Raw genomic sequence first — 11,831 nt, forward strand, 5'->3', positions numbered from 1 at the left:
ATGCTGTGTCAGTGGGCGATGGCGATCGTCAGGCATCGCCAGCCGTCGGCGGTGTGGTCGGCCACCAGCGCGCCGTCGTTGCAGACGGCCGTGCGTGTTTCGTCCTTGGGCACGAGCAGTCGAACTTCCTGCTGCGGTTGCTGGACCCAGCCTTCCCGCACGATTGAAATGCGCAGCGTGCTCGCATCGCTTGTAATCGTGACGTGCCAGCGGCCTTGCGCGCCTGTGCGCCACGCTTCGCTTTCGCCGTCGTCTTCGACGCAGTTGCCGTGAGCGATGCCTGCGCCGGCATGCGGCACGGCGATGAACGCACGTTCCTCGGCGGGACGGCCGAAGTGTTGTTCAGCGATGTTCAGCGGAATCACGTTGCCTTCACGCAGCAAGGTCACTGGCTGTTCGAATGGGGCAGGCAGGGTCACCGTCTGACCGCCTTCGAACACCTCGCCGCTCCAGTACGACGCCCAACGTGCACCGGCAGGCAGATAGACGCCGCGCGTCCACTGGCCCGCTTCGACCACCGGTGCAACCAGCATCGACGAGCCCAGCATCATGTCGTCGCCATCCGCGAGGCAGCGCGGATCGTGCGGAAACTCCGCGAACATGGGACGCAGTATCGGCTCGTACGCGCTGTGCGATTGCCATAGCAACTCGTACAGGTAGGGAATCAGCCGGTAGCGCAGTTTGATTAGATCCGCCACCTGCTGCGTGACTTCGGGATGCATCCACGGCTCATTGACCGTGCCGTCGTCGTTCCACGAATGAATGCTGAAGCGCGGCAGGAAGATGCCGAAGGCGACCCAGCGGACGAACAACTCCGGACCGGGCGCTGGACCCGAGAATCCGCCGATATCGTGGCCGCTGTTCGACACGCCGGACATGGCGAGCCCGAGGCCCATTTTCAGATTGAAACGCAGCGTTTCCCACGAGGTGTAGTTGTCGCCGGACCAGGTTTGCACATAGCGTTGCATGCCCACGCCGCCCGAGCGGGACACGAGGAATGGCCGACGGTCCGGCGCGTATTCGCGCTGTGCATCGTGCGACGCGCGCATCATCAACTGCGTTTGCAGCACCTTCGCCTCGCGCGCGGGATACGGCTGGCCGAAGCCTTGGGCAATCGCGTCTGGCGACCAGATTTCGAATTCGTTGTTGTCGTTCCAGGTGGCGGCGATACCGTGTTTCAACAGGCTGTCTTTCACGCGCGCCTTCCACCAGTCGATGGTGGCAGGATTCGTGAAGTCCAGATACGCGCCGACTTCGTCCCAGAACTGCACCCACGCCGGATCGCCGTCACTCGATGCGATCAGCAAACCGGCGCGCGCCACTTCGTCGAATGCTGGGTGGTCCTGCAACAGGCACGGCTTGATGTTCGCGCACAGACGCACGCCGTGCTCGAGATAGCCCCGCACGAAGCCGTCGATGTCCGGAAACTTCTCGTGGTTCCAGTTGAACACGTAGCGCTTCGGACCGATCGAGGTATAGCCCGAGGACAGATGGAACGAATCGCACAGCACGTCGTGCTCGCTGCACCGTTCGATGAATTCGCCCATGCGCTGCTGCGCGTCGGGTGCGTCGGTATAGCTCATCGTCGAGCCGGAGTAGCCGAGTCCCCATTTCGGCATCCAGGCCGGACGCCCGGTCAGCCACGTAAAGCGGCGCACCGCGTGCAAGGGCGTGCCCGCCGATGCGATGAAGTAGTAGTCGAGATCGCCATGTTCGGCAACAAAATGCCGGTAGTGCCCGTGATAGTTGTCGAGCTCGCGGCCCATATCGAAGCGGCAGTCGGCAAGCGTGTCGTAGAACAGGCCGAATCCTGTGGCGCTTTCCGGCTGCCACGTCACGTAAAAGGGGATGTGCTTGTAGAGCGGATCGGTCGTGCGCGCGCTATAACCCATCGCGTCGATGTTGCGCATTTCGTAGGACTGGTCCGCGCGATTCAGCGATCCGGCGCGCTCGCCGAGACCCACATACATTTCGTCCTTGCGACGCTCGATGTAGTGGTACACGCGCTCGTCCCACCAGCCGAAGTTATACGCCTGCGTCTTCCGATCGCTCATCACGCGATGCCAGGTCGAATCGTGCAGGACGTCCCATGCGCAGAATCCGCCATCCAGCGCGACCGTCAAACGGATGCAGGCCGTTTCGATCACGACGTGCCCGGCGTCGCTTGAAAGTGTGAACGGTGGCGGGGGGAAGCCGCTCATGTCACGGCGATCGCGTCCTTCGAGCGGAACGTCGTCAGTGCCTGGCGCTATGGACCAGGTCCGCGGACCGTGCGTTTCGCCGTCCGGCAGCACGAGTACGCGGATGATGTCGTCGGCGAGAACGAACAGTTCGATCCGGCAGTTTTCCTGTGTCGCAAGAACGACGTGGTTGCCGGTATGGGACGACAGTGAAAAAAGCGGCGGGTGCTTCAGATTCGTCAGTGAACGCATGATGGGTCTTCGAGTGAGGTCACGCAGCAGGGCTGGCGTTGTTGTCGACTTGATGCGGACGTGCGTCGCGTTTGACGCCGCGCATCAGAATGATCAGCAGCGTGGCGCCGATCAGATCGAACGCGCCGAGGGCGCCGAAGAGCGGCGTGTAGCCGATCGTATCGGCCAGCGCGCCGACCAGCAGCGAAAAGCCCAGGCCGCCGATCCACGCGGACATCCCGGCAAATCCGGCGACGGTGCCGACTTCGCTGGGGTCGAAGACGTCGGCTGCCAAGGTGTTGACGAGCGCTGAGATCATCTGATGCGCGAAGCCGCCCACGCAGAAGAGCGCGATCGCCTGATACGGCGAGGCGACGAGGCCGATACAGGCCGGTCCGAGCATCATGAAAGCGCCGAGCACGACACCTGCGATGCGCGAGCCGATCAGCGGGATGCGCAAATGCTTCATCAGGAACGGCGACAGGTAGCCGCCGAAGAGGCCGCCGAGGTCGGCGGCAAGGAACGGCAGCCACGCAAACAGCGCGATCTGCTTCAGATCCATGTGGCGTTGCGTCGCGAGGTAAAGCGGAATCCAGAAGCTGAACGTTTGCCACGCCGGTTCCGCAAAGAAGCGTGCTTGTGCGATCGCCCAGAAGCGGCGCGTGCGGAGGACTTCGCGGATGCTGCGCCGTTGCGGTGCGCCCGGGGTTTGTCCGCTGACGATCGTCTCGCGCTCGGCCGCGCTAATGCGCGCGTGATCGGCCGGCGAGCGATACAGCACATACCAGGCGGCGGCCCACACGAAACCGAGCGCACCGGTCACCGCAAACGCGCTTTGCCAGCCATATCTCAACGACAGGAAGACGACGAGCGGCGGGGCGAGCAGCGAGCCGAGCGACGTGCCCGCATTGAAGTAGCCCACCGCCACGGATTTCTCGCGATTGGGAAACCATTCGGCGACTACCTTCATGCCTGCCGGGATGGCGACGGCCTCAGTCAACCCCATGAGGCCGCGCAAGGCCGCAAGCGATAGCCAGCCGGTCGCGAAACCGTGCAACACGCCCGTCAACGACCAGAGGCAGGCGAACAGCGCAAAGCCGAGGCGCAATCCGATCAGATCGATGATCAGGCCGCAAACCGGCTGCATGATCGTATAGCCGACCTGGAACGCACCGACTACGTACGAGTACTGCTTGGTGCTCATGTGCAACAGCTGCGTCAACTGCGGCGCCATCACACCGAGGGCGTTGCGCGACAGATAGTTGACGATCGTCCCGGCACACACGAGCGCGATGATCCACCAGCGCAAACCAATGATTGTTTTCAAAATCTGTCTCCGTACCCAATGTGTCCGCTGACTGGCCGCTGGACGGCAGGCATGCGCGAATTCGAACATTTATCTTCGTTTAGTGTCAGTCATCGTATCACTAGCAGAGCTATCGGATACTAGGGAAAACCATTGGTTAAGTGGTTGAGTTTCTTGAAATATCTATTGAATTAGGCTTTTTTGTGCCGTGCTTTGAAGGTGATGAGGTCGGACGACCGGTGACATGTAGATTTTGTCTAAATGTTCCTTCGAACATCCAATGTTCGTTTTGGCTGCCGATGCGAATGGGTGCGGTTGGGTCGCGGCTATCGGGGCGGAGAGATGGAAAGGCGGAAAGGTGAAGAGGTCGCTTGGACGAGAGGCGACGCTTTGCAGCGCCACGCTATCTTGCGATCCGATATGAATTGCCTGGGGGGGGCGGCGCGAGCGAGGGGGAAGGCAGGGGAGATTGAGCCGGATGGAGTGGACGGTTTTTGCAGCTAGGCCGGGCCCACTACGTGCCGCAAGAATGCTTCGACATCCTACTGATTTGAGTGCGCCGCCATTTTTAAGGCCACAAGGCGGATCGTGAAGCCTGCGGCAACCGGATGACCAGGCACGCGCGGATGCGGCGACCAGAATTACCCGGCAGCGGCGAAGGCGGTAAACGACGAGTAACTTGCCAACAGATGGGCGACTAACCGAACAACGGCAACGCGGCTCGATTACACCGCCACCACTTTTTCACCAAATCTTTGTCCAGTGTAACGAGACGTAACGAAGCGGCCACCCATGCGATGTTGTGCATCAGTTATTACAAAGTTGAAATACGCGGACGGCTGCCTTGCGCTATATTTCGGCCAACAACACACATTCTTCAAAAGGGTGATCGATGAAGTCCGCACGTCTTGTTCCACTTCTGATCGGGGTTCTCGGGTTGGCTGCGTCGGGTGCTGCAATGGCCGGCGGGCTCAACATTGGTGTCAACATCGGCATTCCTGCGCCGGTCTACGTGGCGCCGGCTCCGGTCTACGCACCGCCGCCGCCCCCGCCGCCGCCCGTCGTCTATCAACCGGCTCCTGTGTACTACGGCGGCCCGGCGATCGTGATCGGCTGGCACGGCGACCGCTATTGGGACGGCCGCCGCTACTGGGCGCGCGACGACTGGTATCGCCGTCATCCCCCGGGCCGCTACGATTACGGCCGTGACCACTACGACAATCATCGTGGCTGGCACTAAGTCATCAAAAAGCCACAGTTGACGCAGTTGCCGCGTTGAAAAAACCGCCCCCAAAAGGGCGGTTTTTTATTGTGTTCGCGAAACCAGCGGGCTGAGTCGAAAGCGTCGAGTCAACACAGTAAGCCGGTCAGCAGGAGTCGTTTGCCAGCGAGGACGCTCATGGATTCTCCCAATGAGGTCTGTGCTCCACGCACTCAAACGTCTTGTAGATGAGATGTGCGGATTGCGCAGGTTTATTGGGTAGAATTCCCTCACACCGCAATTGCCTACTGACCAACAAGGCCCCTATGACAACTGGCTCGCGATGGGTTCAAACGCCTCGTGCACTTTGGTGCAGCGTGATTCACAGGCTATCGCGTGTCGGTCTACCGGTTGTGCCGCGCTCCTCGCGCTCGGCGTGCGCTGTCGCGCTGTGCGGCGTGTCGCTCCTCGCCGGTTTGCTCGCGGCGCCCGAGGCCCAGGCAGTCTATGCGATCGCGCAATACGGCGAGCCGAAATACCCCGCGGATTTCAAGCACTTCGATTACGTCAACCCGGATGCGCCGAAGGGTGGCACGCTGGTGCTGGCCAATCCGAGCCGGCTTACCAGCTTCGATAAATTCAATCCGTTCACGCTGCGCGGTAACTCCGCACCGGGCGTCGACCTGATGTTCGAGAGCCTGACCATCGGCAGCAGCGACGAAGTGGCGTCCGCCTATGGCCTGCTCGCGGACGACATCAAGATCGCGCCCGACGGCCTGTCGGCCACTTTTCACATCAACCCGCGCGCGCGCTTTTCGAACGGTGATCCCGTCACCGCGGACGACGTCAAGTTTTCTCTCGACACGCTGAAAAGCCCGCAGGCCGCGCCGCAATTCGCGTCGATTTTTGGCGAGATCACGCGAGCAGTCGTTGTTGATCCGCGTACGATCCGCTTCGAGTTTCATCAACGCAATCGCGAGTTGCCACTGTTGGCGGGCAGCATGCCGGTGTTCTCGCGCAAGTGGGGGATGAAGCCGGACGGCAGCCGGATCGCGTTCGACCAGTTGGCGTTCGAGAAGCCGATCGCCAGCGGCCCTTATCTGATCGATCAGTATGAGAACGGTCGCACGATTGCCTACCGACGTGATCCGAACTATTGGGGCGCGACGTTGCCGGTGCGGGTCGGCATGAACAACTTCGATCGGATCGTCTACAAGCTGTATTCGGATAGCACAGCGCGGCTCGAGGCCTTCAAGGCGGGCGAGTACGACGCACTGGTCGAATATATCGCGCGCAATTGGGTGCGGCGCGACGTCGGCAAGAAGTTCGATAGCGGCGAGTTGATCAAACGCGAATTCCCGCAACACAACGGCATTGGCATGCAAGGCTTCGTGCTCAATACACGGCGGCCATTGTTCCAGGACGTACGCGTGCGCAAGGCGCTCGATCTCGCGCTCGACTTTCAGTGGCTGAACCGGCAACTGTTTTTCAATCAGTACACGCGCATCGACAGCTTCTTCGCCAATACGGAATTGCAGGCGAAGGGCACGCCTTCGCCGGGCGAACTGGCGCTGCTCGACCCGTGGCGCGCCAAGCTTGATCCGGCCGTATTCGGTTTGCCGCCAAAGCAGCCTGACACCGATCCGCCAGGCTCGTTGCGCGCCAATCTGCTGCAAGCGCGCGCGTTGTTGCAGCAGGCGGGGTGGACCTATCGCGACGGCGCCTTGCGTAACGCCAAAGGCGAGCCATTCCAGTTCGAGATTCTCGACGATTCCGGCTCGTCCGCGCAGTTTGAGCCGATCGTCGCGACACTCATCCGCAATCTGCAGAAACTTGGCATCACCGCGACGTTTCGAGCGTCCGACTTCGCGGTCTATCAGAAGCGACTCGACGCATTCGACTTCGATGCGACCACGATCCGTATGGCGGATGTGCAAGTGCCCGGTTCGGAGCAAATCGACCGGTTCGGTAGCAAGGCTGCGGACACGCCCGGCTCGGACAATGTGATCGGGGTGAAGTCGCCGGCCGTCGATGCGATCCTGGGCGCGCTCGTGCATGCGCAGACACGCGAGCAGCTGATCGACGCGACACACGCGCTCGACCGCGTGCTGATGCATGGCTACTATGTGATTCCGCAGTGGTACAGCGCTTCGCACCGGGTGGCGTTCAAGCGCGGTCTCGCGTGGCCGAAAACGCTGCCTCTGTACTATGGCGCGGAAGGCTGGATCACGTCGATGTGGTGGTATGCACAGCCGCAGCCGCCGCAAGAGCCGCAAACACAGTCGCACTGAACGCGTCCATTCATTCACCGCCTTCGCACCGGAAACGACGCCATGTGGAGCTACATCCTCAAACGCCTGTTGTTGATGATCCCGACCTTGCTCGGCGTGCTGACGCTGACCTTCGTCGTGATCCAGTTTGTCCCGGGTGGCCCGGTCGAGCAGATGCAGCACGAGCTGCGCAAAGGCGCGGAGAATGGCGCACCGTTCGGCCTGCGCACGCATACCGGTGTCGACGCGCAGCAGATCGCGCAACTGAAAGTGCTGTATGGCTTCGACAAACCGCCGCTCGAACGCTACGGCCTGATGCTCAAACGTTTCTCGACGTTCGACCTTGGCCAAAGCTATTTCCGCCACCAGAGCGTGTGGTCGCTGATCGTTTCGAAGTTGCCGGTGTCGATCAGCATCGGCTTATGGACGTTCTTTCTGACGTATCTGATATCGGTGCCGTTGGGCATCGCCAAAGCGGTGCGCAACGGTTCGCGCTTCGATATCGCAACGAGCCTCGTCGTGCTGGTCGGCTATGCGATTCCGGGTTTTGTGCTTGGCGTGCTGCTGCTGGTGCTATTTGGCGGCGGCAGCTTCCTGCAGTTGTTCCCGCTGCGCAATCTCACTTCGGACAACTGGGCGCAACTGAGTTTTGGCGGCAAGATCGTCGACTACCTGTGGCACATCACTTTGCCGATCACGGCCTCGGTGGTGGGTAGTTTCGCGGTCGTCACGATGCTGACGAAAAACGCCTTCCTCGACGAGATCCGCAAGCAATACGTGCTGACCGCGCGCGCCAAAGGTTTGTCGGAAAAGCGCGTGCTGTGGAAGCATGTGTTTCGTAACGCGTTGCTCCCGTTGATCGTCGGCTTCCCGGCGGCGTTCATCGGTGCATTCTTCACCGGCAGCCTGCTGATCGAGACACTGTTTTCGCTCGACGGACTCGGCCTGCTGTCGTACGAATCGGTGGTGCGGCGCGACTATCCGGTCGTGCTCGGCACGCTGTATCTGTTCACGCTGATCGGGCTTGCGACCAAGCTGATTTCCGATCTCTGCTACGTGTGGGTCGATCCCCGCATCCAATTCGAACAACTGGAGCGCTGATGAATCGAGCCCGTCTTTCAGCCGATGCGGCGGCGCGCACCGAACCGGCTCGCGCGTTCGTATCACCCACGCCCGCGCGCCGCGTCTGGCAGCGTTTTCGCCAGCAGCGTCTTGGCTACTGGAGTCTGATCATCTTCGTCGTGGCTTTTGCAGCGAGCCTCGCCGGGCCGCTGTGGTCGAACGACAAGCCGCTCGTAGTGCGCTACGAAGGGCAGTTGTATTTTCCGATGTTCAAGACCTATGCGGAGACCACTTTCGGCGGCGACTTCCCGACGCCCGCCGATTATCTCGATCCGTATATCAAGCATCGTTTCGACACGCCGGGCAACTTCGCCGTGTATCCGCCGAACCGGTACTACTACGACACGCTGAATTACTTCTCGAAGGCGCCGAACCCGGCGCCGCCGTCGCGCGATAACTGGTTCGGCACCGACGACCGTGGCCGCGATCTCTTCGCGCGTCTTCTGTACGGGTTTCGCGTGTCGGTGGAATTCGCGCTGGTGCTGACCTTGATCGGCACCGTGCTCGGGATTGCCGCGGGCGCCGTGCAGGGTTACTTCGGAGGACGTATCGACATCATCGGGCAGCGTCTGATCGAAATCTGGAGCGCCATGCCGGAGCTTTACCTGCTGATCATTTTCTCGTCGATCTTCGAGCCGGGGTTCATTCTGCTGATCGTGCTGCTGTCGCTGTTCGGCTGGATCGGTTTGTCCGATTACGTCCGCGCGGAGTTTCTGCGCAATCGCCATCAGGACTATGTGCGTGCGGCTCGAGCGATGGGGCTCTCGAACTGGCAGATCATGTGGCGGCACGTCTTGCCTAACAGTCTGACGCCGGTGATCACGTTTCTGCCGTTCCGCATGAGCGGCGCGATTCTCGCGCTCACCAGCCTCGACTTTCTCGGCCTCGGCGTGCCGTCGCCGACCCCGAGTCTCGGCGAACTGCTCGCGCAAGGCAAAGCCAATCTCGACGCGTGGTGGATCTCGTTGTCCACGTTTGGTGTGCTGGTTGCGATGCTGTTGCTGCTGACGTTCATGGGCGACGCGCTGCGCAACGCGCTGGACACGCGCATTTCCGATGCCATGCGCGCAGGAGGCAACCAGTGAGCGCCATGGTAGAGAACGAGGCAAAACAGGCTGTGACGCCGCCGCTGCTGGAACTCGATCATCTGCACGTGACCTTCGGCGACACCGTTGCGGTGAGCGACGTGACGCTCGCGATTCAACGCGGCGAGCGGGTCGCGCTGGTTGGTGAATCGGGCTCGGGCAAGAGCGTGACTGCGCTGTCGATCCTGCGTCTGTTGAGCGACGCGCAGGTGAGTGGGTCAATCCGTTTCGATGGTCAGGATCTGCTTGCGAAAAGCGAGCGTGAGATGCGCGGCATGCGCGGCTCGGACATCGCGATGATCTTCCAGGAGCCGATGACGGCTCTCAATCCGCTCTATACGGTCGGTGACCAGATTGCGGAGACGATCGTCGTGCACGACGGCGTCACGGCGAACGAGGCGCGCAAGCGCGCGGTGGCGTTGTTGGGACGCACGGGCATTGCCGAGCCCGGCAAGCGTGTGAACAGCTATCCGCATCAGCTCTCGGGCGGTCAGCGGCAGCGCGCGATGATCGCGATGGCGCTCGCGTGCCGTCCACGCCTGTTGCTGGCCGATGAGCCGACAACAGCGCTCGACGTGACCATCCGCGCGCAGATCGTCGAGCTGCTGCTGGAACTGCAACGCGACGAAGCCGAGAAGCGCGGCATGGCCGTGCTGCTGATCACGCATGACCTGAATCTGGTGCGCCATTTCGCGCAACGCATCGCGGTGATGGAGCAGGGCGTACTGGTGGAAAGCGGATCGGTCGAGCAGGTGTTCGAGTCGCCTCAGCACCCGTACACGCAACGCTTGCTGGCGAGCCGCCCGCAGCGCACGGTAGTGCCGGTGCTGCCGATCTCGCCGGTTCTGCTCGAAGCGCGCGATGTCTCAGTCGATTTCAAAACGAAGCTGCCAGGCTTTAGCGGCTGGTTCCGCTCGGGCCACTTTCGCGCGGTTGCGGATGCGAACGTGTCGGTGCGCCAGGGCGAGACATTGGGGATCGTCGGCGAATCGGGTTCGGGCAAATCGACGTTGGCAATGGCGCTGCTCGGTCTGCAATGCACGGTGCATGGCGAGATCGAGTTTCAGGGCAGGGCGCTCGGCAGCTATCGCGGCGCCGAACAGACCGCCTTACGCTCGAATATGCAAGTTGTCTTTCAGGACCCGTTCAGTTCGCTGTCGCCGCGGCAAACCATCGAGCGGATCGTCGGCGAAGGGCTCGCGCTGCATCGGCCACAAATGGGCCAGGAGGCGCGGCGCGACAAGGTGGTCTCGGTGCTGCGGGAAGTCGGTTTGGACCGCACGGTGCTGTACCGCTATCCGCATGAGTTCTCCGGCGGCCAGCGTCAGCGGATTGCGATCGCGCGGGCTCTGGTGCTGGAACCGCGCATCCTGATCCTCGACGAACCGACCAGCGCGCTCGACGTGTCGATCCAGCAGCAGGTGCTGAAACTGCTCGCCGGGTTGCAACAGAAGTACAACCTCGGCTTCGTTTTCATCAGTCACGATCTGGCCGTAATCGGGGCGATGGCGCATCGCGTAGCGGTCATGCAAAACGGATCGATCGTTGAAAGCGGCGACGTTGAGCAGATTTTTGCGACACCGGCGCACCCTTACACCCGAAAGCTGCTGAAAGCGGCGCTGGACCACTGATTTTGCACTCTTTCACCAATTGGGTGCGTGTCTCGATTGTATTTTTCTATTTGTTTTGACACGTGAATACTTACTGGCTAGTATCGACCAAACTTTTTTCCGTAGCCCACTGATTTTTAGGCAAAAAATACCGACCAATGCAGCACAGAAACCTAACCCAGGCTTGCACGCGCGTCGTCGCCGGGATGTTCATTGGCGTCTTGATGGCAGCAGCTCCCGGCGCGTTCGCCGACGAAGTAAGCAGTTTTAATCAGAATGCCTCATATTCGACCCCCAGCGGGTCGAATTCTTTGTCCCCCCTCAATTCGCAATCGGCCGCTCCTGACAGCGACGGCGGCGCCAAATCGTTCCTGTCCGGCATGGCCGGCAAAGCAGGCGACGTGGTGGTCGGCGCGCTGAACATGATCGGCGTTCGCTACCGTTGGGGTGGTAATACGCCCGATTCGGGACTCGATTGCAGCGGCTTCGTTCGCTACGTGTTCCAGGACACGCTCGGTATGGCGCTGCCGCGCCGAGCCGAGGAAATGAGCCGCGTCGGCGAAAAAGTTCGCGTCAGCGACCTGAAGCCGGGCGATCTGGTGTTCTTCAATACGATGCGCCGCACGTTCTCGCACGTTGGCATCTACATCGGCGACAACAAGTTCGTGCATTCGCCTTCCACGGGCAGCACGATCCGCGTCGACGATATGGATAGCGGGTATTGGGAAAAGCGCTTTACTGGTGCACGCCGGATCGAGACCTCCTATCAGGAAGGCGAAGATCTGCGCAAGCGCGTGAATGCGTCGATCGGCGGTAATCAGTAACT

Annotated in this window: 8 protein-coding genes; 6 read left to right on the forward strand and 2 right to left on the reverse strand. The window is 61.2% G+C overall.

Annotated features, from left to right (window positions below):
* Window positions 1-8: 8 nt before the first annotated feature.
* Together M0D66_RS14195 and M0D66_RS14200 are read right to left on the reverse strand one after the other, a co-directional pair.
* On the reverse strand, window positions 9-2,432 hold the full coding sequence (locus tag M0D66_RS14195) for a glycoside hydrolase family 31 protein (protein WP_266210923.1): 2,424 nt from the start codon (window positions 2,430-2,432) through the stop codon (window positions 9-11).
* A 19-nt stretch (window positions 2,433-2,451) separates the two neighbouring features.
* A complete protein-coding gene (locus tag M0D66_RS14200) occupies window positions 2,452-3,738 on the reverse strand; it encodes an MFS transporter (protein WP_093633644.1) in 1,287 nt (428 codons plus the stop codon).
* An 871-nt stretch (window positions 3,739-4,609) separates the two neighbouring features.
* Here M0D66_RS14200 and M0D66_RS14205 point away from each other — a divergent pair.
* The 6 genes from M0D66_RS14205 (at window position 4,610) to M0D66_RS14230 (ending at window position 11,829) form a co-directional block, all read left to right on the forward strand.
* On the forward strand, window positions 4,610-4,957 hold the full coding sequence (locus tag M0D66_RS14205) for a hypothetical protein (RefSeq protein ID WP_093633381.1): 348 nt from the start codon (window positions 4,610-4,612) through the stop codon (window positions 4,955-4,957).
* Between the two features lie 287 nt (window positions 4,958-5,244).
* Complete coding sequence (locus tag M0D66_RS14210) at window positions 5,245-7,209, forward strand: extracellular solute-binding protein (RefSeq protein WP_266210924.1); 1,965 nt, start codon at window positions 5,245-5,247, stop codon at window positions 7,207-7,209.
* Window positions 7,210-7,251: 42 nt separating this feature from the next.
* Window positions 7,252-8,289: a microcin C ABC transporter permease YejB gene (locus M0D66_RS14215; protein WP_200650598.1), complete on the forward strand. Its 1,038-nt coding sequence runs from the start codon at window positions 7,252-7,254 to the stop codon at window positions 8,287-8,289.
* The gene (locus M0D66_RS14220) at window positions 8,289-9,395 is read left to right on the forward strand and encodes an ABC transporter permease (RefSeq protein ID WP_093633378.1); all 1,107 of its coding nucleotides are present in this window, start codon (window positions 8,289-8,291) and stop codon (window positions 9,393-9,395) included. The genes M0D66_RS14215 and M0D66_RS14220 overlap by 1 nt, the downstream gene beginning before the upstream one ends.
* A gap of 5 nt (window positions 9,396-9,400) precedes the next feature.
* Window positions 9,401-11,026 carry an ABC transporter ATP-binding protein gene (locus M0D66_RS14225; protein ID WP_266210938.1) on the forward strand — a complete coding sequence of 542 codons (1,626 nt, stop codon included), beginning with the start codon at window positions 9,401-9,403 and terminating at the stop codon, window positions 11,024-11,026.
* Between the two features lie 137 nt (window positions 11,027-11,163).
* A complete protein-coding gene (locus tag M0D66_RS14230; protein WP_054041036.1) occupies window positions 11,164-11,829 on the forward strand; it encodes a C40 family peptidase in 666 nt (221 codons plus the stop codon).
* Window positions 11,830-11,831 lie beyond the last annotated feature (2 nt).

Source organism: Paraburkholderia sp. SECH2 (assembly GCF_030464795.1).
Lineage (GTDB): Bacteria > Pseudomonadota > Gammaproteobacteria > Burkholderiales > Burkholderiaceae > Paraburkholderia > Paraburkholderia aspalathi.

What these genes read in the sequence shown, in the direction of transcription:
- M0D66_RS14195 (WP_266210923.1), bottom strand. Translation starts at nt 2,432, where the DNA reads ATGCGTTCACTGACGAATCTGAAGCACCCGCCGCTTTTTTCACTGTCG.
- M0D66_RS14205 (WP_093633381.1), top strand. Translation starts at nt 4,610, where the DNA reads ATGAAGTCCGCACGTCTTGTTCCACTTCTGATCGGGGTTCTCGGGTTG.
- M0D66_RS14210 (WP_266210924.1), top strand. Translation starts at nt 5,245, where the DNA reads ATGACAACTGGCTCGCGATGGGTTCAAACGCCTCGTGCACTTTGGTGC.
- M0D66_RS14215 (WP_200650598.1), top strand. Translation starts at nt 7,252, where the DNA reads ATGTGGAGCTACATCCTCAAACGCCTGTTGTTGATGATCCCGACCTTG.
- M0D66_RS14220 (WP_093633378.1), top strand. Translation starts at nt 8,289, where the DNA reads ATGAATCGAGCCCGTCTTTCAGCCGATGCGGCGGCGCGCACCGAACCG.
- M0D66_RS14225 (WP_266210938.1), top strand. Translation starts at nt 9,401, where the DNA reads ATGGTAGAGAACGAGGCAAAACAGGCTGTGACGCCGCCGCTGCTGGAA.
- M0D66_RS14230 (WP_054041036.1), top strand. Translation starts at nt 11,164, where the DNA reads ATGCAGCACAGAAACCTAACCCAGGCTTGCACGCGCGTCGTCGCCGGG.